Source organism: Pelomonas dachongensis (genome assembly GCF_043555865.1).
Classification (GTDB): Bacteria; Pseudomonadota; Gammaproteobacteria; order Burkholderiales; family Burkholderiaceae_C; genus Pelomonas; species Pelomonas dachongensis.
In genome coordinates this window covers 994075-1015605 of sequence record NZ_JBIGHY010000002.1, presented here as the reverse complement: position 1 = coordinate 1015605, position 21531 = coordinate 994075, and the positions used below count along the sequence as shown (strand labels likewise).

Genomic DNA, 21531 nt, shown 5'->3' with positions numbered 1-21531 from the left:
CGTGGAAGCCTGTACCGCCCTCGCTCCGACCTTTGCCCCGACCCTCGCCCCGACGCCCGTGCACGAGGTGCGCGACGCCGCCGACCTCATCGTCGATGCCCTTGCCGCGCTGGGCGTGGAGTACGTGTTCGGCGTGCCCGGTGGCGCCATCGAGCCGCTGTACAACGCGCTTGCACGCAGCGGCCGGCGCGGCGGGCCGCAGGCCATCGTGGCCCGCAACGAGCAGGGCGCGGCCTACATGGCCGACGGCTATGCCCGCGAGACCGGCAAGATCGGCGTGTGCATTGCCACCTCCGGGCCGGGCGCTACCAACCTGATCACCGGTGTGGCCTGCGCGTACGACAACAACGTGCCGTTGCTGGTCATCACCGGCCAGCCGCCGATCAAGAACTTCGGCAAGGGCGCGCTGCAGGAGTCCAGCTGCACCGGCATCAACACGATGGCGATGTTCCGCCCGTGCACGCGCTACAACTCGCTGGTCTCGCATGCCGAGCAGCTGCCCACCAAGCTGTTCAACGCGCTGATGCAGGCGCAGCGCGCACCCAGCGGGCCGAGCCACCTGTCCATCCCGGTGGACATCATGCGCACGCCGCTGCCGGACGACATCGAGACGCCCGACTTCGCGGGCCTGCTGCGCCGCGCTCCCGCGCTGGTGGACCTGCCGGCCGTGCGCCAGCTGGCGCGGCTGCTGTTCTCGGCCCAGCAGCCGGTCTGGTTGATCGGTGATGGCTGTGGCGAGGCGGCCCTTGAGCTGATGCAGCTGGTGCAGCGCACCGACGGCCACTTCATCACGACGCCGGACGGCAAGGGCTTCATCAATCCGCACCACCCGCGCTTTCGCGGCGTGTTCGGCTTCGGCGGCCACGCCAGCGCGGCGGCACTGCTGCAGGACGGGCCCGACCTGGTCATCGCGTTGGGCACGGGCTTCGGCGAGTTCAACAGCGGCGGCTGGTCCGGCGCGCTGCTGAACAGCCGGCTGGTGCATGTGGACGACAGCGACGAGAACCTGATGCGCTCGCCGATGGCGAGGCTGCACGTGCGCGGCCACGTCAAGTCGGTCTGCGAGCAGCTGATCGCGCTGCTGGTTCCGGCCAACCAAGGGCCGGACGCGCAGCTGCTGCCCTTCCTGCATCCGCAGGTGGCGCGCCAGACGTATGGCGCGATGGTGGACAGCGCGCAGGCAGCGCGCAGCGACGCGTCACCCGTCAAGCCGCAGCGCCTGGTGGCCACGCTGGGCGAACGCTGCCCGCCGCAGACGCGCTTCGTTGCCGACGCCGGTAACAGCGCGGCGTGGGCGGTGCACTACCTGGCGCCACGTGAACAGCGCAGCGGGCGCCTGCCGGGCGGCACCTACCTGCCCGCCGGCCAGGAGCGGCGCCTGCGCAACTCCAGCTGGCTGCGCGTGACGATGGACTTCGCGCCCATGGGCTGGGCCATCGGCTCGGCCGTGGGCATCGCGATGGCCAACCGGCGCTGCCCGGTGGTCTGCCTGACCGGCGACGGCAGCTACCTGATGAACGGCCAGGAGATCACCGTCGCCGCGGAGCTGGGTCTGCCGGTGCTGTACGTGGTGCTGAATGACGGCGCATTGGGCATGGTCAAGCACGGCCAGCGCCTGGCGGGGGCCGAGCCCATCGGCTTCGAACTGCCCCAGGTGGACTTCGCCATGATGGCTGCGTCCATGGGCATTCCAGGTAATGTGATTCGCTCACCCGAGGACCTGGACGCGCTCGACTTCAAGGCCTTGCTGAGCCGCCCGGGACCGACGCTGCTGGACGTGCGCATCGACGGTGAGGAAGCGCCGCCGATGAATGTGCGCATGAAGACGCTGGGGACGGCGAAGTGACGACGCCCATCCGAACCCGCATCTGGGACGAGCAACCCGAGCCCGCCGACCGCTTCGCGACGCGCGCTGCCCGCTGCCGCGGCTACGACGTCTACAACGACCTGCTGGGCCAGGTCCGCTGGGTGGACGTCCTGTGGCTGCTGTTCCGCGACGAGGCGCCGTCGCCGCCGCAGGCCGCCTTGCTCGACGCGCTGGCCGTGGCGCTGGCCAACGCGGGGCCGCGCGACGCCGCGGTGCATGCCGCAATGTGCGCCGGCCTGGGCCGCTCGCCCGCCGCAGCGGCGCTGATGGCCGCCCTGGCCGTGGGCGCCGGCCGGCACGGCGGTGCGCAGGAGGTGGCCGCAGCCATGGCGTGCTGGGCTCGTGCGCCGCAGGCCGATGCGTTGAGCGTGGCCGCCTGGGCGCAGGCCTGGTCTGCGGCCGCCGCGCCGGCATCGGCCATCTGGCCCGAGGCCGACCATCCACCGGGCTTCGAGCCCAACGGCGTGGTGACTGCCGGCATCGTGCGCGATGCGCTGGCGCGCCTGGCGGCAATCGGGAGCGGCCCGCGGCTGTGCTGGCTGGCGGCGCAGCGCGCCGACGTCGAGGCGGCCATGGGGCTGCCGCTGGCGCTGTCCGGCGTCGCTGCGGCGGCCTTGGCCGACCTGGGCTTCAGCCCGGAGCAGGGCGAGATGCTGCACCTGCTGCTGCGCCTGCCGGGTGCGGCAGCACATGCGCTGGAGCAACGCGGCGCGAGCTACAAGGACTTCCCGTTTTTCGCGCTCGAACTGCAGGACGACCCACTGAAGGAGGCCGCATGACGGCGTTGACCTCTCCGCTCGAGCACCACGCCGGGCGGCTGCGCAGCCGCATGGGCGGCGCCTTCGTCGGCGAGCGCGCGGTGTTCCGCGGCCACGACCTGCACGCCGACCTGGGCGGCATGGACTGGATGGCGCTGTACGTCTTCGGCATCACTGGCCAGCGCTACACGCCGGCCCAGCTGAAGGTGCTGCATGCCATCTGGGTCTACACCAGCTACCCGGACGCCCGCATCTGGAACAACCGCGTGGCCGCGCTGGCCGGCAGCGCGCGCAGCTCGGGCAACCTGGGCGTTGCCGCCGCGCTGGCCGTGTCGGAGGCCGAGATCTACGGCCGCGGCATCGACATCCGCGCCGCCACCTTCATCCAGCGAGCGCAGCAGGCGAGGGCAGCCGGTGACAGCCTGGACGACTGCGTGCGCGAGGAGCTGAAGCGCCACCGTGCCATCGCCGGCTATGGTCGGCCCATCGCGGCGGGTGACGAGCGCATCGCGCCCATGCTGCGCCTGGTCGAGCAGCAAGGTCTGGCGGGCGGCGCTCACGTGCAGACCGCGCTGGCCGTCGAGCAACACCTGCAGGGGGGGCGTTGGCGGCTGCGCATGAACTACGCGGCGCTCACGGCGGCACTGACGTCCGACATGGGCTTCACCCCGCGCCAGCACTACCAGTACGGCTTTCCGGCGTTCCTCGCGGGCATGCAGCCCTGCTACACCGAGGCCAGCGAAAAGCCGGCTGGCACGCTGCTGCCGCTGGCCTGCGACAACATCAGCTACGAGGGCGCCGCACCGCGCCGCTGGGGCGCGGAGTCCACCGCTCTACCTGATTCGCTGGACTAGAACCGGTAGGCCAGCTGCACGTCCAGCGCACGGCCGGCCATCGGCAGGTCGTCGGGGATGCCGGTGCTGGCCAGGCTGGGTTCGCGGATGTCCGCGTCGAACAGGTTGCGGACCGAGACGGACAGATCCCAGCCGGTTTGTCGCAGCCCAGTGCGCAGGGTCAGGTCGGCACTGGTGTAGTCGTCGACTGCCGGGCGGGCATCGCCCGCCGCACGGGCCCGGCCAGCCACGCGCTTGACCTGGCCGCTCAGCGCCCAGTCGCGATCAAAGCTCCAGTCGGCGCGCGCGAACACCATCTGGTGCGGCGCGTGGCCGGCATCCGTGCCGGTGCCGAGGTCCTTCGCGCGCTGGTAGGCATAGTGCGTGGCCAGGCGCAGGTTGCGTGTGACGTCCACCGTCAGCTCCAGCTCGAAGCCATGGCCGCGTTGGGAGCCGGCGTTGTTGTACTCGGCGATGCCGCCGCCGATGGGGGCGGAGCGGATGATGTCGCTCATGTTGTAGCGGAACGCGCTCGCCTGCAGGTGCGCCTGATGGCCCAGCTGCCAGCTGACGACCGCCTCCGCCGTGCTGATCGTCTCTGGCTTGAGCCCCGGGTTGCCGCGGATGACGGGGTTGTTGATGCTGTACTCCTCCGAGAACGACGGCGCCCGAAAGGCCCGGCCGATCAGCAGCTTGGCGGTCACGTCCAGGCTGGCGTCCCACACCAGCGCCATGCGCGGGTTGGTGGTGCTGCCGAAGTCGCTGTAGTGGTCGCGCCTCAGGCCGGCGGTCAGCGTCCAGTCCGGCGCCAGGCTCCACTCGTCCTGCAGGTAGGCATAGCTCACGCGGCGGCGCTGCGGGGTCACGAAAGACTTGTCGGCGGGCACCTCGGCCAGCTGGCCGCCGGGCGTCGGCATGGGCACACCGATCAGCGGCCCCGAGTCAATCAGCGTGAAGTTCTTGAACTCTTGCGTGCGGTACATGTCCAGGTCGTCGTGGCCCACGCCGACGCGCCATTGGTGGCCGCTCCAGCCGGTGTAGGAAGCGATGGCGGCCGTGCGCAGCTGCCGCTCCCAGGTGTTGGGCGCGCCGCGCACGCCCTGCGGAAAACTGCCGCCGAACGCGCCCGGCGGAAACAGCTGCAAGGCCTGCGGGAAGCGGTTGACGAAATGGAAGAAGCTGCCCGTGAGGGTCAGCTTCAGGGCCGGCGCGAGGCTGATATCGGACAGCGACGCGTTCGCCATCCAGCGCTCGTTGCGCCCCCTGCCGACAGGGTCCAGGGCGCCCGCGGCACCGGCCCCAGTGCCGACATTGTCCCGCAGCAGGTAGCCGGCCCGCACGCGCAGGCGGTCGTACTGGGCTTCCACATGCGCGTCGATGGCGTCATGGCCGGTGTTCACCGGTCCGGGGGCGAGGCTCGCCTGCGTGCCGAACGCGGCATCCAGGCCAGTCTGGGCGTCGGCCTGCACGGTCTCCTTGAAGCCCTCGGTGCGGCCGGTGCGCAGGTAGGCCGCCAGGCTCACCGGGCCGACCTGCCCGCCGTACTGCGCCCAGGCATCGCGGCTGCCGAACGAGCCGGCGCGCAGGCCCAGCTCCAGGCCGTCCAGGTCGGCCGCCGATTTGGTGACGATGTTGATGACGCCCGCGTAGGCGTCGGCGCCGTACAGCGCGGAGCCCGGCCCCCGGATGACCTCCACGCGCGCGATGTTGGCCACCGGCAGCCCGCCCCAGGCGGTGCCGCGGTTGCCCACAAACATTGTCGTCATCGGCACGCCGTTGAACAGCACCAGCGTCTGCACGTTGAACTCGCTGTAAAGGCCGCGGATGACGTACAGCGGGTTGTAGCCGCCGTTGTTGCGGCCCACGTGGATGCCGGGCACGGTGGCCAGGACCTGGTCGATGTCGGTGGCGCCCATGGCCGCGATGTCCTGCGCGGTGATGACGCTGGCCACGGCCGGCGCGCGGCGCAGCGCGAGCGGCGCGCCGGTCGCGATGCTGATGGTGGACTTGTCGCCGTAGACCTGCGCGAGCTCTTCTTCTTCGCTGGGTGCCGCCTGCGCGAGCGCCGCCGGCAGCGCCGCGGTCCAGCACGCGCTGCCAAGAACCACCAGGCGCAACAAAAGACCCATGTCCGTCTTCTCCGAGTGGGATGGTGTTGGGCGCCGATTGTGCGGTCTGCGGAGGTGCGCGCCGAGGCTTCGTGCAAGTCGCGCAGACGGTTGACCGGCGCGGTGGCGCCTGGTCGGTCGCGGCGCCTGTTCCACGCGGTAGCGGTCTGCATAATGCGCCACGCCGCGCCTGGCGTAGCCCTGTCAGACCTTCCCACTTGAACGCCCCCGGTTGCCCTTCCGACGCGACTCGCCGTGACCTGCTGAGGCAGGTGGCTGGTGGCGTTGCCGTGCTGGCGTCCGGCGGTGCGCTGGCAGCGGAGGGGGGCAGCGGCGTCGCGGTCGTTTATCCCGAGCTGGGTGAGCCGTTCAAGCAGATCTTCGCCAGCATCATCGAAGGCATCGAGGAGCGGCTGCGCAGCCCGGTGAGAAGCCTGCCGGTGCGCAACAGCGCCACGCCGGCCAGCGTCGCGGACGATCTGCGCCGGCGGGACATCAAGGTGCTGATCGGCCTGGGCCGCGGTGGCATGCGCATCGCTGCCGCTCTGGCCGGCGAGCTGTCGGTGATGGTGGGCTGTGTCGCCTCCGTGCAGGAGTCCGAGGCGCGCGCCTTCCCCATCTACACGCTAGCGCCCGACCCGGCGCTGCTGCTGTCCAGGTTGAAGCGGCTGATGCCGGCAGCGCGGCGTGTGCATGTGGTGTTCGACCCGCGGCTGAACGGCTGGCTGGTGAAGCTGGCACGAGAAGCGGCGCGCGCCGAGGGACTGGAGCTGATGGCGCAGGACGCCAACGACCAGGCAGATGCGCTGCGCACCTACACCCAGCTGCTGGCGGGGGTCGATCCCGCACGCGACGCGCTGTGGCTGCCGCAGGACCCAACCACCGTGGATGACAACGCGGTGCTGCCGCTGGTGCTGCGCGAGGGCTGGAACCGCAACATCACCGTGTTCTCCAGCCACGTCGCGCATGTGAAGCGCGGCGCGCTGTTCTCGTTCTACCCTGACAACCGCGAGCTGGGCCGCGCCCTCGCCACCACAGCGCAGCGGCTCGCTGCGGCGCCCCGCACGGCAGCGCCCGGGGTGCTGCCGTTGCGCCAGGCGCTGGCCGCCATCAACATCCGCACGGCCGCCCACCTGGGCATGGACGTGGCGGCGGCGCAGTCTGGGTTCGACCTGGTCTACCCGTCCAACTGAGGACTGCCTTGCCTGCATCCCATCCCCTGGACAGCCAGCCGCCGCGCCTCCTGCGCGACGAGGCCGTCGCACCCGAGGCGATCACCCACAGGCCGTGGCCGCTGAATGTCTATGTGCGCTGGCTGCGCCAGACCTCGTTCCGGCGGCATCTCAGCGTGGCCGTCACGCTGGGGGCGCTGTGTCTGGCGCTGCTGATGGCGGCCGTCAATGCCTGGCAGGGCAGCCGCGTGCTGCGCGCCACGCTGCTGGAGCAGGGCGGCCGCGTGGCTGCCAACCTGGCCTCCAACAGCACGCTGGCGCTGATCTACGCGGCGGCCGACAACGCCGAGGAGGCCGTGCGCGCGTCGCTGGCCTTCCCGGACGTGACCGGCATCGAGATCCGCGACACGCGCGGTCGCATGCTGCTGGCACTGGGCACCGGCGCCAATAAGCTGCCGGCCCCGGTCGCGCCTGCGGGTGCCGCCAGCGAGCCCTGGCTGGACCAGGAGAACGACGACAACTGGGCGTTTGCCGCACCGGTGTGGACCCGCCCCGAGGCGTCGCCGTTCGACGTCGAGCAGCGCCCGCCGCAACTGCTGGGCCATGTGCGCGTCATCCTCAGCAAGGAGACGCTCAAGCGCACACAGGCGGAGCTGTTCCTGTCCAACTTCGGCGTGGCGCTGCTGCTGGCCACCCTGTTCCTGTTCGCCGTTCGCCTGCTGGCGCTGCGCCTGACCCGGCCCCTGGCGGCGCTGGCTGCGGCGATGGAGAAGGTGGAGGGTGGTGACAGCGACGCCCGGGCACCTGTGGGCGGGCCGCGCGACATCGCCGCGATGGCGCACACCTTCAACCGCATGATCGGCTCGCTGCAGGAGCGCGAGACCGAGCTGGCCGCCCACCGCGACCATCTCGGCGACCTGGTGCGCGACCGCACGCTGGAGCTGAGCGTTGCCAAGGAGCGTGCCGAGGTCGCCAGCCGTGCCAAGAGCCAGTTCCTGGCACGCATGAGCCACGAGCTGCGCACGCCGCTGAACGCGGTCATGGGCTACGCGCAGATCCTGAAGATGGAGAACGGGCTGACGCCCAAGCAGCGCAGCGGGCTGGACATCATCCACAGCAGCGGCCAGCACCTGCTGACGCTGATCGTGGACATTCTGGACCTGTCGCGCATCGAGGCCGGCAAGGCCGAGTTGCGCGTGGCGCCAGTGGACCTGGCCACGCGTTTGCACGCTGTTGTCGACATCCTGCGCGTGATGGCCCAGGAGAAGCAGATTGCACTGGACCTGCAACTGGACGACCGGCTGCCGGCCACCGTGCTGGTCGACGAGAAGCGCCTGAACCAGATCCTGCTGAACCTGCTGGGCAATGCCGTCAAGTTCACGCAGGTCGGCGGCGTCACGCTGAAGGTGCACTTGCTGAAGCAGCAAGACCTGCAGGCCGGCATGGTGCCGCTGCGCTTCGAGGTGCATGACACCGGCGTGGGCATCGCGGAGGACCAGGCCGAGCGGCTGTTTGAGCCGTTCGAGCAGGCTGGCAGCGCCGAGCAGCGCATCGGCGGCACGGGCCTGGGCCTGGCCATCAGCCGCCAGCTCGTGCGCATGATGGGCGGCGAGATCGGCCTGGAGAGCCGGCTGGGGCAGGGCAGCTGCTTCTGGTTCGAGATCAGCTTGCCGCTGGCCTAGCCCTGCTGCAGGGGCTGTCCTACAAACACAAGCGGTGCCGCACACCGCGGCAGCGCGGGCGTGCCTACAGGGTGCCGTGGCCGGCAAGCGCATATTGATATCACCGCGTTCGATGACTCATGGAGGTCACGATGTCACGCAATCCGCCCGCACTGATGGCCTGGGCCCGGCTCCCCGATGCGTTTGGTGGGCAGGGTGCTGAACAGCGCAACACCCCCGCCACGCACCTGCTGCACTTCGAGCCGTTGACGGCCGGCGAGGCCAGCCTGGACGTGCCCTGCGATCCGCAGGGGCGCGTGGGTCTGGATGCGCTGGGCGACCGGCTGCGCAACGACTACTTCTTCGCCCGACGGCTGGTCGGCCGGCTGTTTGCGGCGCCGACGGTGCGGGTGGTGCCTCGCTTGTCGGCGCGGGGCTGAGCCGGCGACCCCACAACCGTCACAAACGCGGAATAGGCTTCGTCCTACGTTGACGAAGCAGTGCGCCCGACGGCGTCGGCACGACCCCACAAGCAGGATGACGCCCCATGTCATACAACAACATTTCCTCCTCCTTGCCGCCGCTGCAGGCACTGCCGGTGGCGTGCGACGACGTCGTCGATGCGGATCTGGACCTGTGCCTCAGCACGCCGTCCACGCTGGTCGTGAAAGCCATGCTGGAAGTGGCGGCGTCGGATGCCGGCGCAGCGAGCAGCATGGACCTCGCGCTCGTCATTCCCCGCTCCAAATGCCGTGGTGAGCGGCCGCTCCTGGGCGCGTTGCTGGACGCCGCCCGCGCCGCCGTCGCGCGTGCAACGCGGGCCGGCACCACGCCGCTGACCTGCCTGCCGCGCCGTGTCGTCGCAACATCCGGCGGTCGCCCGCACCTGGTGGCCGCGTTCGACGCGGCCTGATCCCGACACATCAATACCAAATGCAATGGCCCGGGCGCCGAGGTGCCCGGGCCATTGCTTTGTGTGCGCCCAGCATGGGCGCACATCCTGGAGGTGCAAGTCCTCCCGCGAGCTGGTCACAGCGAGCGAAGTGAAGCGCAACTGCACGAGGGCGACCGAGTGTGGGGAGGAAGCGTGAAGCGTAAATCGCGAGCCGATGAACAAGAACCGCATAGAAGGCGCTGCCGAGCAGGGCGAGTGGGCTCAAGACCACGAAGCTCTTGTGACCAAGGCGAAGCGGCGTAGATGCGGCGGTTGTGCGATGAAGGAGTGCGCAATTACCTGGGGAGACCTCGCCTCATGCCTGAAAGGGCGACGGCCATGCCGGAGCGAGGAGTCAGCAGCGGTCGTAGTAGCCGGGTAGCGGGGCCGATGGGGCCACCAGCGAGAGGCGAAGGACCAAACGAGAGCAAGTGACCGAGGACCTGGGAATGTCAAAGGCCATGCGTCAGATGCCGGAGCCATCCGGGCGGGCGGGGGAAGGGCGCGGTGAAGCCGCGCTCCAACCTGCCAGCGACGAAGCCCGCGGCCCGTCCCAGGAACACCAGGGCACAGGGTCAGCAATGCAAGAGGCGGGGGCTGGCACCCTGCTGGAGGCGGCGCTGACGAGAGAGAACCTACAAGCTGCATGGAAGCGGGTCAAGGCCAACAAGGGCGCGGCGGGAGTTGATGGGCTCGACATCGAGCGCACCCAGCACCTGCTGCAAACGAGGTGGCCGCAGATCCGCCAAGAGCTGCTGGCGGGGACGTACCGGCCAAACCCGGTACGCAGGGTGATGATTCCCAAACCGGACGGAAGCCAGCGCGAGCTGGGTATCCCGACGGTGACGGACCGACTGATCCAGCAGGCACTTCTGCAGGTGCTGCAACCGCTGATCGACCCCACCTTCAGCGAACACAGCCACGGGTTCCGGCCGGGGCGGCGGGCGCACGATGCGGTGAAGGCCGCGCGGGCGTACGTCCAGTCAGGCAAGCGCGTAGTTGTAGACGTGGATTTGGCCAAATTCTTTGACCGGGTTTGCCACGACATTCTTGTTGATCGGCTCAAGAGACGCATTCCGGACGACGCCGTCATACGGCTCATCCGTGCGTATCTGAACGCCGGCATCATGGATGGCGGGGTGGTGGTGGAGCGCCAACAGGGCACGCCGCAAGGCGGGCCGCTGAGCCCGTTGCTGGCCAACGTGCTGCTCGACGAGGTGGACAAGGCATTGGAAGCGCGGGGCTACAGCTTCGCGAGGTATGCCGATGATTGCAATGTCTACGTCCGCAGCAGACGAGCCGGCGAGCGAGTGATGGTGTGGCTCAGGAAGATGTACGGCAAGCTGAGGCTTCAGATCAATGAGGCCAAGAGTGCCGTGTGCAGCGCCTTCGGGCGCAAGTTCCTGGGCTACGAGCTGTGGGTGGCCAAGGGGCGCGAGGTGAAGTGCAAGGTGGCCCACAAGGCCATGGACAACTTCAAGGCGCGCATCCGGGCACTCACGGGCCGCTCAGGCGGACGCAGCATGGCGCAAGTGGTGGCTGGGCTCAGGCCCTACCTGCTGGGCTGGAAGGGGTACTTCGGAATGGCGCAAACGCCCAAAGTCTGGCGCGAGCTGGATGAGTGGCTGCGCCATCGACTCAGAGCCCTACAGCTCAAGCAGTGGAAGCGCGGAACAACCATGCACCGCGAACTGCTGTCGATGGGCGCTCGGGCCGAAGTGGCTCACCGAGTGGCGGCTAACAGCCGGCGCTGGTGGCGCAACAGCACGACAGGACTCAACAGCGTGCTCACCCTTGCTTGGTTCGACCAACTGGGCCTGCCTCGCCTCTCATGACCTCAAACTCTCGAACCGCCCGGTGCGGACCCGCATGCCGGGTGGTGTGGCAGGGGCGCCTCCTAAGATGGAGGCCCCCTATGCCGATCACCGCTCAGGCGTTCGCGGTCGACGCCTGGCCGGCGCCCGAGGTGGGCTGTGCCGGGGCGGGGGCCGGCGCCACACCGGCGACCTGCTGGGCCGGCGTGCTGACCAGGTTGACGGTCTGTGTCTGGAACGCGATCTGAATGCCGCGCTGCTGCAGCGCGCGCATCAGCGCCAGGTGCAGCGCCTCCTGGCGGTCCATGTAGACGTCGTAGCTGGCGTCCTTCACGCGGTAGACCACCTCGAAGTTCAGGCAGTTGGTGCCGAAGCCCTTGAAGTGAGCGCGGGCCAGTTCCAGCAGGGGGTCGGCGGTGATCAGCGCCTTGATCAGCGGCGGGATGGCTTCCACCTGGTCGGCGCTGGCGTCGGCCGTGATGCCGAAGCTCAGCAACACGCGGCGCGTCTGCAGCCGCTTGAAGTTGGCCACCGTGCGCTTCAGCAGTTCGGCGTTGCTCATGACGATCTGCTCACCGCCCAGCGCGCGGATGCGGGTGGTCTTCAGGCCCACGCGCTCCACGGTGCCGGTGACGTCGCCAACGGTGATGGAGTCGCCCACCTCGAAGGGCTTGTCCACCGCGATGGCCAGCGAGGCGAACAGGTCGCCCAGGATGTTCTGCACCGCCAGCGCCACGGCGATGCCGCCGATGCCCAGAGATGCGACAAACGCCGTGATGTTGACGCCCATGTTGGACAGCACGGCCAGCAGGATTACGGCCCATAGCGCGCCCCGCAGCCCCCAGCCCATCAACGTGGCGGTGGCCGACAGCGGTCCAGCGGCGTTGGCCCGGTGCTGCTGGGCGTCGAGCACCTGCGCAATGGCCTGCTGGCCCCAAAGGCCGATCTGCAGCGCCACAACGACGAACCACAGCTGGCTGACGCGGTCATGCCAGCGGTCATCCAGCGGCAACAGGCCCACGCCGACGAGCACGCCCACGGCGACGATGAGGCCGGTGTTGGTCCGGCGCAGCACATTCAGCAGGTGGTCGTCCACCGTCGTGCGCGTGTGCTGCGATATGACCTGCAGACGCCGGATCAGCAACTTCAAGCCGAGCTTGAGCACCAGCACGGTCACCAGCCCGGCAAACAGGGCCGGCATCACGTCCGCCCAGCCCACGTCGGGCAGGGAGCGGGCGACACGATCAACAAATTCTTCCCAGGTCATCGCAGTCAACAGAATTGAAATGCGATGACCGTAGCCGTGCGCACGCCGACTGTCTGTCGGCCGGCGGCGCGTCGGTGCTGTGGGCCGAAGCCGACAGCCGCTGATGTCAGGCCAGCAGTTGCCGCAGCACGAACGGCAGGATGCCGCCGTGGAAGTAGTAGTCCACCTCAATGGCGGTGTCGATGCGCAGCGTCAGCGGCGCCTGCACCACGCTGCCATCGGCGCGCGTGACGGTCATGACTGCATCGCCCTGCGGCTTGATCTCGTCGGCCAGCGCGATGTCGACAGTCTCCGCGCCGGTCAGGCCCAGGCTTTCCCAGCTCGTGCCCGGCTTGAACTGCAGCGGCAACACGCCCATGCCGATCAGGTTGCTGCGGTGGATGCGCTCGAAGCTCTTGGCGACGACCGCCTTGATGCCCAGCAACTGCGTGCCCTTGGCGGCCCAGTCGCGGCTGGAGCCGGTGCCATATTCCTCGCCGGCGAAGATGACGGTGGGCGTCCCTTCCTGGATGTACGCCATCGCCGCGTCGTAGATGGTGGTCTTGACGCCGCCCTTCAGCGTGTAGCCGCCTTCCTCGCGCGAGCCGTCGGGCAGCGCGGGCAGCATCAGGTTCTTCACGCGCACATTGGCGAAGGTGCCGCGCATCATCACGTCATGGTTGCCGCGGCGTGCGCCGTAGGAGTTGAAGTCGGCCTTTTGCACGCCGTTCGCAAGGAGGAACTGGCCGGCGGGCGTGGTCTCCTTGAACGAGCCGGCCGGGCTGATGTGGTCGGTGGTGATGGAGTCGCCAAACAGCGCCATGACCTTGGCGCCCTTGACGCCCGAAACCAGCTGCTTGGGTTCCATCGTGAAGTCGGCGAAGAACGGCGGCTGCGCGATGTAGGTGCTCTTGGGCCAGTTGTAGACCTGGCCCTTCACGCCCTTGATGGCATCCCACAGCTTGCCGGGCTTCTTGGCGACCTGGTCGTAGTTGGCCTTGAAGGCCTGGGGTGACATCGCGTACTTCATCAGCGCGTAGATCTCGTCGCTGGACGGCCAGATGTCGCCGAGGAACACCGGCTTGCCCGCCTTGCCGTAGCCGACGGGTTCGGTCATCAGGTCCCTGGTCACGGTGCCGGCGATGGCGTAGGCCACCACCAGCGGCGGGCTGGCCAGGAAGTTGGCCTTCAGGTTGGGGTGGATGCGCGCCTCGAAGTTGCGGTTGCCCGACAGCACGGCTGCACACACCAGATCGTTGTCCTGGATGACCTGGTTCAGCTCGGCCGTCAGGTCGCCGGCATTGCCGATGCAGGTCGTGCAGCCGTAGGCGGCCACGTTGAAGCCCAGCTTCTCCAGGTAGGGCAGCAGGCCGGCCTTTCCCAGGTACTCGGTGACGATGCGCGAGCCCGGGGCCAGCGAGGTCTTGATATGGGGCGACACGGTGAGCCCGGCCTCCACCGCCTTCTTGGCCAGCAGGCCGGCGGCCAGCAGCACGCCGGGGTTGCTGGTGTTGGTGCACGACGTGATGGCCGCGATGAGTACGTCGCCGTTCTTGACCGGCAGTCCGGACTCGGTGACGAAGCCCTGCGCCAGCCTTTCTGCAGGCTGGTTGAAGCCGTTCTCGGCCACGGGCTTGCTGAACAACTCGCCGAAGGTGCGCGCCAGGTGCGTGATCTCGATGCGGTCCTGCGGGCGCTTGGGGCCGGCCAGGCTGGGCGCGACGGTGCCGAGGTCCAGCGTGACGACGGACGTGAAGTTCAGCTCACCCCTGCCGGACACGCCGAACATGCCTTGTGCCTTCCAGTACGCCTCGAAGGCCTCGATCTCGGCCTGGGTGCGGCCGGTGCCCCTGAAGTAATCGACCGTCTTCTCGTCGACCGGGAAGAAGCCCATCGTCGCGCCGTACTCGGGCGCCATGTTGGCGATGGTGGCGCGGTCGGGCAGCGCCAGCGTGCGCGTGCCCTCGCCGAAGAACTCGACGAACTTGCCCACCACCTTGTGCTTGCGCAGGATCTCGGTGACGGTCAGCACCAGGTCCGTGGCTGTCACGCCTTCGCGCAGCTGGCCGGTCAGCTCGAAGCCGACGACGTCCGGCGTCAGGAAGTAGACCGGCTGGCCCAGCATGCCGGCCTCGGCCTCGATACCGCCCACGCCCCAGCCGACCACGCCGATGCCGTTGATCATGGTCGTGTGGCTGTCGGTGCCCACCAGCGAATCCGGGTAGTACACGCCGTCCTTGCCCTGGTGCACGCCGCGTGCCAGGTACTCCAGGTTCACCTGGTGCACGATGCCAAAGCCGGGCGGCACGACGCCGAAGGTGTCGAAGGCCTGCATGCCCCACTTCATGAACTCGTAGCGCTCGCGGTTGCGCTCGAACTCCAGCTTCATGTTGAGGTCCAGCGACTTCTTCGTGCCGTAGTGGTCGATCATGACCGAGTGGTCCACCACCAGGTCCACCGGCACCAGCGGCTCGATGGCCTTGGGGTTCTTGCCCATGCCGGCGGCCACGTTGCGCATGGCGGCCAGGTCGGCCAGCAGCGGCACGCCGGTGAAGTCCTGCAGAACCACGCGGGCCACGACGAACGGGATCTCGTCCACGCGGGCGGCGTTGGGCTGCCAGTTGGCCAGCTGCTGCACATGCTCCGGCGTCACCTTCTTGCCGTCACAGTTGCGCAGCACGCTCTCCAGCACGATGCGCAGGGAGACCGGCATGCGCGCCACGTTGGGAAGCGCCTCGGCGAGCTTGGGCAGCGAATAGAACCTGCCGGCCTTGCCGGAGGCGGTCGTGAAGCTGGAGGCGGTGCTGGCAAACGCGTGGGAAGGCATAGCGGTCTCGGGTTTCGGCATGGTTACTCCTATACGATTCCGGGCCATTCTGGCGAGCTTGTCGTGACTTGTGTGAATTCCGCCTTTAGGCCTTGGTCATGACCGCCTTGTCCGCTCGCCCGCGCCTGTTTCCGCTGACCTGGCCGCTGCTGCTCGAACTGCTGCTGGGCATCGGCATCGGCGTCATCGGCACACTGCTGGCGGCACGCCTGTCGGACGACGCGGGCGCGGCGTTCGGGCTGGCCAACCAGGTGTTCGCGGCGCTGTTCGTGCTGTTCCGTGTCATTGGCGCAGGTGTCAGCGTGGCCGTCACGCAGGCGCTGGGGGCGGGGCGGCGCACCCAGGCCGATGCCGTCGCCCGCGCGAGCGTGGGCGCCAGCACCTGGCTGGGTGTCGGGGGTGCCGCGGCGGCGCTGCTGGCCGCGGGGCCGTTGTTGACGCTGGTCAATGCACCGCCCGAGGTCGCGCCGCTCGCGGCCACGCTGCTGCAAGCCCTGGCACCCGCGCTGATGCTGGATGCATGGAACGCCACCATGGCCAGCGTCATGCGCGCGCACCTGCGCAGCCGGGAGGCGCTGGTCGTCGTCATCGCCATCCAGGTCGTCACGCTGGTGGTGGCGTTGCTGGCCATGCCGCACCTGGGGCTGGTGGGCTACGCGCTGGCGTGCATGTGCGGGCGTGGCGTGGGCCTGGCGCTGCACATCGTGCTGTGGCGCGCCCGGCTGAACCTGCGGCTGAAGGCGCCGGACTGGTGGCGCCTCAAGCGCGCGCCGCTGGCGACGGTGCTGCACATCGGCATACCGGGCGCGGCCGAAAACATCTCCTGGCGCCTGGCCTTCATGACCAGTCTGGCCGCCGTGGCCCAGCTTGGTGCACTGGCGCTGGCCACGCACGCCTACACGATGCAGTTTCTGCACGTGATCCTGATGTTCGGACTGGCGGTCGCCTTTGCGGTGGAGATCCTCGTCGGCCACATGATCGGGGCGGGCCAGCTGCACGCGGCGCACAAGCTGGTGCGCAAGTCGCTGGGGCTGGGCGTCGTCGTTGCGCTGGTGGTGTCCGGCGCGTTCGCACTGTCCGGCCCCTGGCTGCTGAGGCAGTTCACCTCCGACGCTCACATCATCCAACTGGGCTGCACGCTCCTGTGGTGGACGGTGCTGGTGGAGCCGGGGCGGGTCTTCAACATGGTCGTCATCAACGCGCTGCGCGCTGCGGGCGACGCGCGCTACCCCGTCATCGCAGGGGCGGCCTCCATGGCGCTGGTGCTGGCCGGGGGAAGCTGGTTCCTGGGGGTGTACCTGGGCTGGGGTCTGGTTGGCGTGTGGATTGCTTATGCTGCTGACGAATGGATTCGAGGCCTGTTGATGTGGCGCCGCTGGGCGACACTGGGCTGGCTCCCCCACGCCCGTGCGGCGCATCGAAAGTTGCGTCGGGCGAAGGCAGGGTAATCCGTATTTTTCTAGCCAGTAGAACTTGAGGGATGTTTTCTACAATGCGCCCCTTTCGCCGGAACAACCCCACCCGCCCCATGAAGTCCACCCTGACTCGACTCTCCCTGGCCCTGACGTTCGCCTGCGGCGCCGCCCCGGTGCTGGCCCAGTCCCAGCCCGCGGTGATCTTCGACATGGGCGGCAAGTTCGACAAGTCCTTCAACCAGGCCGGCTACCAGGGGGCCGAGCGCTGGGCCAAGGAGTCGGGCAAGAAGTACCTCGAGTTCGAGATCAGCAACGACACCCAGCGCGTGCAGGCCATCCGCCGCATGGCCGAGAAGGGCGCCAGCCCCATCATCAGCATCGGTTTCGCCCAGGCCTCGGCGCTGCAGCAGGTGGCCAAGGATTTCCCCAAGACCCAGTTCGCCATCATCGACGCCCAGGTGAACCTGCCCAACGTGCAGTCCGTGCTGTTCAAGGAGCACGAGGGCAGCTACGTCGTCGGGGCCATGGCGGCCATGGTCAGCAAGACCGGCAAGGTCGGCTTCGTTGGCGGCATGGACATCCCGCTGATCCGCAAGTTCCAGTGCGGTTACGAGCAGGGCGCCAAGAAGACCAATCCGAAGATCGAGGTCTTCTCCAACATGACCGGCACCACGTCCACGGCGTGGAACGACCCGACGCGTGGCGGTGAACTCGCCAAGGCGCAGTTCGCCAAGGGCTCCGATGTCGTCTTCGCCGCTGCCGGCGGCACCGGCGTGGGCGTCTATCAGGCGGCCAAGGACGCCGGCAAGCTGGCCATCGGCGTGGACAGCAACCAGAACCACCTGCAGCCCGGCGTCATGCTGACCTCGATGGTCAAGCGCGTGGACGTGGCCGTCTACAACGTGCTGAAGGGCGCCAAGCCCGGCGTGCAGGTGCTGGGCCTGAAAGAAGGCGGCGTGGACTATGCGGTCGACGAGAACAACGCCAAGCTGCTGAACCCGGCGCTGAAGGCCAAGGTCGACGCCGTGAAGGCCGACATCATTGCCGGCAAGGTCAAGGTGGCCGACTACATGGCGGACAACGCCTGCAAGTACTGATGGCCTTGCGGGGCGAAGCTGCCGGCGGACCCGCCGGCAGCTTGCCCTCAACTGACTCAAGAGCGATCTCGCGCTGACATGCCAGAGCAAGCCCAACCCGCTGTCCGCCTTCAAGGCATTTCCAAGCGCTTCGGCGCCGTGCAGGCCAATCGCGAGGTGTCTTTCGATATCGCGCCGGGCAGCGTGCACGGCCTTGTCGGCGAGAACGGCGCCGGCAAGAGCACGTTGATGGCCATCCTGTACGGCTACTACCAGGCCGACTCGGGAACCATCGAGGTCAACGGCCAGACCGTCCACATCGCCAACTCTCAGCAGGCCATTCAGCTGGGCATTGGCATGGTCCACCAGCATTTCATGCTGGTCGAGACGCTGACCTGCCTGGAAAATATCATGCTCGGCGCCGAGGGCGGCTTCTTCCTGACGCCGTCCAAGGCCAGGGTCAGGACCCAGCTCGACGCGCTGATGGCCGAGACCGGCCTGCAGGTGCACCTGGACGCGCGAGTCAGCGAACTGCCGGTGGGCGAGCTGCAGCGGCTGGAGATCCTGAAGGCGCTGTACCGCGGCGCGCGGATCCTGATCCTGGACGAGCCCACGGCGGTGCTGACCCCGCAGGAGACGGACCAACTCTTCGTCACGCTGCGCAAGCTGAAGGAGCGCGGCACCACCATCATCCTCATCACGCACAAACTGCGCGAGGTGATGAGCCTGTGCAGCGCCGTGACGGTGATGCGCGCGGGTCAGGTGGTCGAGACGCGCGACATCACGCTGTGGAGCGAGGGGGCGCTGGCCGAGTCCATGGTCGGTCGCAAGGTCACCTTGGGCCGGCCCGAGGGTCTGGAAGTCCGTGCCGGCGAGGTCCGCCTGCAGGCGTCCGGCCTCAGCCTGAAGCATGCCAACGGCGTGCCAGCGCTAAAGGACGTCACCCTGACGCTGAAGGCGGGCGAGATCGTCGGTGTGGCCGGCGTGTCCGGCAACGGCCAGAGCGAGCTGCTGGAGGTGTTGTCGGGCCTGCGCGCGCCTGAGGGCGGTCGCATGGAGCTGGGCGGGCAGCCGTTCGCGCCGCAAGCCTGGCTAGACACCGCGCAGGCCCGCGGGCTGAGGCTCGCGCACGTGCCCGAAGACCGCCACGCGGTCGGTCTGGTCATGAGCTTTCCGGCCTGGGAATCAGCGGTCCTGGGCTACCAGAACCTGCCCAAGTACCGCCGCGGTGCGGCGATGAACCACGCCGCGATGCGCGACGCGACGAAGCAGATGCAGCAGCGCTTTGATGTGCGCCCGCGCGACGAGAACCTGGGCTCGTCCAAGTTCTCCGGCGGCAATCAGCAGAAGCTCATCCTCGCCCGCGAGATCGGCGAGCAGCCGACCGTGTTGCTGGTGGGCCAGCCCACGCGCGGTGTCGACATCGGCGCCATCGAGTTCATCCACGGCCAGCTGCGCGCGCTGCGCGACGCCGGCTGCGCGGTGCTGCTCGTCAGCAGCGAGCTGGACGAGATCCTGGCGCTGGCCGACCGCGTGCTGGTCATGAACGCCGGCCGCATCACCGGTGAACTCGCCATCGACGAGTGCGACGAGAAACGCCTTGGCCTGTTGATGGCCGCACAAGAAGAAAGGGCTGCTGCATGAAGCGAGCCGAGCGCTGGGCCGCTCCCGAGCTGGCTCGTATCCCCTCGGGGAATCGCCTGCGTGAAGTCGCGGGCGAGGGGCAGACATGAGCCAGCCGTTGCAACTTCCCCGCTGGATCGACATCGGCCTGCTGCCGCTGTGGAATCTCGCCATAGCGCTGGTTGTGGCAGGCCTCGTCGTCATGGTCATCGGCCACAGCCCCTGGCAGGCGCTGACGGTGCTGTTGAACGGCGCGCTCGGCAGTGCGCGTGGCCTGGGCTACTCGCTGTACTACGCGACGACCTTCATCTTCACCGGCCTCGCTGTGGCGGTCGCCATCCATGCCGGGCTGTTCAACATCGGCGGCGAAGGCCAGGCGACGCTGGGCGGTGTGGGTGTGGCGCTGGTGGCGTTGTGGCTGGGCGCCTCGCTGCCGGCGGCGGTCATGCTGCCGCTGCTGGTCATCGCCGGCGCGCTGTTCGGCATGCTGTGGGCCGCCGTGCCGGCCTACCTGCAGGCCTGGCGCGGCAGCCACATCGTCATCACGACGATCATGTTCAATTTCCTGGCGGCCGGTCTGAACGGCTACCTGCTGGTGAACTGGCTGCGCCCGGCCGGCAGCATGGCGGTCGAGTCCGCCGAGTTCGCCGAGTCGGCGCGCATGCCCGGCCTGCACCAGATCGCCGCCGCGATGGGCTACGAGCTGCCGTCGTCGCCGCTGAACCTCAGCCTCGTTATTGCGCTGGTCGCCTGCGTGTTCGTCGGCTGGTTCCTGTGGAAGAGCGCTGCCGGTTACGCCGTGCGTGCGGTGGGCAGTGCGCCGCGCGCCGCGCACTATGCCGGCATCCGCCCGCGGCTGCAGGTGCTGCTGGCCATGGCCATCTCCGGCGGCCTGGCCGGCATGGTGGGCATCAACGAGATCTCCGGCGTTCAGGGCAAGCTGACGCTGGACTTCGTCGCCGGCGCCGGCTTCACCGGCATCGCCGTGTCGCTGATGGGGCGCAATCATCCGGTCGGCATCGTGCTGGCGTCGCTGCTGTTCGGCGTGCTGTACCAGGGCGGCGTCGAGGTGTCGTTCGAGCTGCAGGGCTTCAGCCGCGAGATGGTCGTCACGGCGCAGGGCCTGATCGTGCTGTTCTCCGGCGCGATGGCCACCGTCAGCGCACCGCTGTTCGCCAAGGCCTATGCGGTCATGAAACGCAAAGAGGGAGGCCGCTGATGGATGAAGTCCTGATCGCCTCGGTGCTGGCGTCCACGCTGCGCGTCAGCGCGCCGCTGCTGCTGTGCGCGATGGCGGGTGTGCTGTCCGAGCGTGCCGGCGTGGTGGACCTGGGTCTGGAGGGCAAGATGCTGTTCGCGGCCTTCGCCGCGGCGGCCGCAGCCTCGGTCACGCATTCCACCGCCTACGGCTTGCTGGCGGGCGTCGGCGTGGCCTGTCTCGCGTCGCTGGTGCACGGCTTCGCCTGCGTGTCCAACCGGGGCGACCAGGTCGTGTCCGGCGTCGCGCTGAACATGATCGCCGCCGGCCTCACTGTCGTGCTGGGCATCGCGTGGTTCCAGCAGGGCGGGCAGACGCCGCCCATCGAATCCGACGTGCGCCTGACGGCGGTTGTGCCCGGCTTTGCCGAGCCGCAGCCCGGCCACTGGTTCGCGTCCGTCTTTGGCCACGGTTTCCTGAGCCACAACGCGCTGGTCTATGCGGCCTTCCTGATGGTTGCGGCGGTGTGGTTCTTCCTGGAGCGCACGCGCCCCGGCCTGCGCCTGCGTGCGGTGGGTGAGAACCCGGCCATGGTCGAAGCGGCGGGCATGTCGGTGCAAGGGCTGCGCTATCGGGCGCTGCTGATGAACGGCGTGTTGTGCGGCCTGGCGGGCGCGTATCTCACGCTGGCGCAGAACGCGTCCTTCTCGCCCAACATGACGGCCGGGCGCGGCTTCATCGCGCTGGCCGCGATGATCTTCGGCAAGTGGAAGCCGCTGCCGACGATGGGCGCCTGCCTGCTGTTCGGTTTTCTGGATGCGGTGGCGATCCGCATGCAGGGCGTGGCGTTGCCCGCGGCATTGGGCGGGGGCGAAGTTCCCGTGCAGCTGATCCAGGCGTTGCCGTACATCTTGACGGTCGTTCTGTTGGCTGGCTTCATCGGCTCTGCCATCGCCCCGAGGGCGCTGGGCCGGCCTTACGTCAAAGAACGGTGAAGGA

Annotated in this window: 16 protein-coding genes; 13 read left to right on the top strand and 3 right to left on the bottom strand. The window is 68.7% G+C overall.

The features are described from left to right. Window position 1 precedes the first annotated feature (1 nt). From ACG02S_RS09205 to ACG02S_RS09195, 3 genes are read left to right on the top strand one after another with little or no spacing between them, the layout of a single operon-like run. Window positions 2-1846 (top strand): thiamine pyrophosphate-binding protein, encoded by a 1845-nt coding sequence (locus ACG02S_RS09205; RefSeq protein ID WP_394470137.1) that lies wholly within the window; start codon window positions 2-4, stop codon window positions 1844-1846. Beyond that, complete coding sequence (locus ACG02S_RS09200) at window positions 1843-2646, top strand: citrate synthase family protein (protein ID WP_394470136.1); 804 nt, start codon at window positions 1843-1845, stop codon at window positions 2644-2646. The genes ACG02S_RS09205 and ACG02S_RS09200 overlap by 4 nt, the downstream gene beginning before the upstream one ends. Then, a complete protein-coding gene (locus ACG02S_RS09195) occupies window positions 2643-3479 on the top strand; it encodes a citrate synthase family protein (RefSeq protein WP_394470135.1) in 837 nt (278 codons plus the stop codon). Before ACG02S_RS09200 ends, ACG02S_RS09195 begins: the two co-directional genes overlap by 4 nt. Here the strand turns inward: ACG02S_RS09195 and ACG02S_RS09190 are convergent. After that, the gene (locus ACG02S_RS09190) at window positions 3476-5587 is read right to left on the bottom strand and encodes a TonB-dependent receptor plug domain-containing protein (RefSeq protein ID WP_394470134.1); all 2112 of its coding nucleotides are present in this window, start codon (window positions 5585-5587) and stop codon (window positions 3476-3478) included. The two genes, ACG02S_RS09195 and ACG02S_RS09190, sit on opposite strands and share 4 nt — an antisense overlap. A 197-nt stretch (window positions 5588-5784) precedes the next feature. Here ACG02S_RS09190 and ACG02S_RS09185 point away from each other — a divergent pair, with 197 nt between their 5' ends. From ACG02S_RS09185 to ltrA, 5 genes are all read left to right on the top strand, one after another. Continuing rightward, window positions 5785-6759, top strand: a complete 975-nt coding sequence (locus tag ACG02S_RS09185; RefSeq protein ID WP_394470133.1) for a hypothetical protein — start codon at window positions 5785-5787, stop codon at window positions 6757-6759. Between the two features lie 8 nt (window positions 6760-6767). Further along, entirely contained in the window at window positions 6768-8420 is a 1653-nt protein-coding gene (locus ACG02S_RS09180; protein WP_394470132.1) for an ATP-binding protein, read from the top strand. A 131-nt stretch (window positions 8421-8551) separates the two neighbouring features. Beyond that, window positions 8552-8839 (top strand): hypothetical protein, encoded by a 288-nt coding sequence (locus tag ACG02S_RS09175; protein WP_394470131.1) that lies wholly within the window; start codon window positions 8552-8554, stop codon window positions 8837-8839. A 107-nt stretch (window positions 8840-8946) separates the two neighbouring features. After that, the gene (locus ACG02S_RS09170) at window positions 8947-9312 is read left to right on the top strand and encodes a hypothetical protein (RefSeq protein WP_394470130.1); all 366 of its coding nucleotides are present in this window, start codon (window positions 8947-8949) and stop codon (window positions 9310-9312) included. 464 nt (window positions 9313-9776) lie between these two features. Next, window positions 9777-11168: a group II intron reverse transcriptase/maturase gene (gene ltrA / locus ACG02S_RS09165; RefSeq protein ID WP_394470160.1), complete on the top strand. Its 1392-nt coding sequence runs from the start codon at window positions 9777-9779 to the stop codon at window positions 11166-11168. Between the two features lie 94 nt (window positions 11169-11262). Here ltrA and ACG02S_RS09160 read toward each other — a convergent pair whose 3' ends face one another. Beyond that, a complete protein-coding gene (locus ACG02S_RS09160) occupies window positions 11263-12414 on the bottom strand; it encodes a mechanosensitive ion channel family protein (protein ID WP_394470129.1) in 1152 nt (383 codons plus the stop codon). 106 nt (window positions 12415-12520) lie between these two features. After that, entirely contained in the window at window positions 12521-15220 is a 2700-nt protein-coding gene (gene acnA / locus ACG02S_RS09155) for an aconitate hydratase AcnA (RefSeq protein WP_394470128.1), read from the bottom strand. Between the two features lie 98 nt (window positions 15221-15318). On the opposite strand from acnA, the gene ACG02S_RS09150 reads away from it, so the two are divergent. From ACG02S_RS09150 to ACG02S_RS09130, 5 genes are all read left to right on the top strand, one after another. Next, window positions 15319-16668 carry an MATE family efflux transporter gene (locus ACG02S_RS09150; RefSeq protein WP_394470127.1) on the top strand — a complete coding sequence of 450 codons (1350 nt, stop codon included), beginning with the start codon at window positions 15319-15321 and terminating at the stop codon, window positions 16666-16668. Between the two features lie 80 nt (window positions 16669-16748). After that, window positions 16749-17732: a BMP family lipoprotein gene (locus ACG02S_RS09145; RefSeq protein ID WP_394470126.1), complete on the top strand. Its 984-nt coding sequence runs from the start codon at window positions 16749-16751 to the stop codon at window positions 17730-17732. Window positions 17733-17810: 78 nt separating this feature from the next. After that, the gene (locus ACG02S_RS09140) at window positions 17811-19355 is read left to right on the top strand and encodes an ABC transporter ATP-binding protein (RefSeq protein WP_394470125.1); all 1545 of its coding nucleotides are present in this window, start codon (window positions 17811-17813) and stop codon (window positions 19353-19355) included. 85 nt (window positions 19356-19440) lie between these two features. Then, window positions 19441-20553 (top strand): ABC transporter permease, encoded by a 1113-nt coding sequence (locus ACG02S_RS09135; RefSeq protein ID WP_394470124.1) that lies wholly within the window; start codon window positions 19441-19443, stop codon window positions 20551-20553. Then, window positions 20553-21527 (top strand): ABC transporter permease, encoded by a 975-nt coding sequence (locus ACG02S_RS09130; RefSeq protein ID WP_394470123.1) that lies wholly within the window; start codon window positions 20553-20555, stop codon window positions 21525-21527. Before ACG02S_RS09135 ends, ACG02S_RS09130 begins: the two co-directional genes overlap by 1 nt. The last annotated feature ends 4 nt before the right edge of the window (window positions 21528-21531 follow it).

What these genes read in the sequence shown, in the direction of transcription:
- ACG02S_RS09140 (WP_394470125.1), top strand. Translation starts at nt 17,811, where the DNA reads ATGCCAGAGCAAGCCCAACCCGCTGTCCGCCTTCAAGGCATTTCCAAG.
- ACG02S_RS09130 (WP_394470123.1), top strand. Translation starts at nt 20,553, where the DNA reads ATGGATGAAGTCCTGATCGCCTCGGTGCTGGCGTCCACGCTGCGCGTC.
- ACG02S_RS09170 (WP_394470130.1), top strand. Translation starts at nt 8,947, where the DNA reads ATGTCATACAACAACATTTCCTCCTCCTTGCCGCCGCTGCAGGCACTG.
- ACG02S_RS09145 (WP_394470126.1), top strand. Translation starts at nt 16,749, where the DNA reads ATGAAGTCCACCCTGACTCGACTCTCCCTGGCCCTGACGTTCGCCTGC.
- ACG02S_RS09190 (WP_394470134.1), bottom strand. Translation starts at nt 5,587, where the DNA reads ATGGGTCTTTTGTTGCGCCTGGTGGTTCTTGGCAGCGCGTGCTGGACC.
- ACG02S_RS09150 (WP_394470127.1), top strand. Translation starts at nt 15,319, where the DNA reads ATGACCGCCTTGTCCGCTCGCCCGCGCCTGTTTCCGCTGACCTGGCCG.
- ACG02S_RS09160 (WP_394470129.1), bottom strand. Translation starts at nt 12,414, where the DNA reads ATGACCTGGGAAGAATTTGTTGATCGTGTCGCCCGCTCCCTGCCCGAC.
- ACG02S_RS09175 (WP_394470131.1), top strand. Translation starts at nt 8,552, where the DNA reads ATGTCACGCAATCCGCCCGCACTGATGGCCTGGGCCCGGCTCCCCGAT.
- ACG02S_RS09135 (WP_394470124.1), top strand. Translation starts at nt 19,441, where the DNA reads ATGAGCCAGCCGTTGCAACTTCCCCGCTGGATCGACATCGGCCTGCTG.
- acnA (WP_394470128.1), bottom strand. Translation starts at nt 15,220, where the DNA reads ATGCCTTCCCACGCGTTTGCCAGCACCGCCTCCAGCTTCACGACCGCC.
- ACG02S_RS09195 (WP_394470135.1), top strand. Translation starts at nt 2,643, where the DNA reads ATGACGGCGTTGACCTCTCCGCTCGAGCACCACGCCGGGCGGCTGCGC.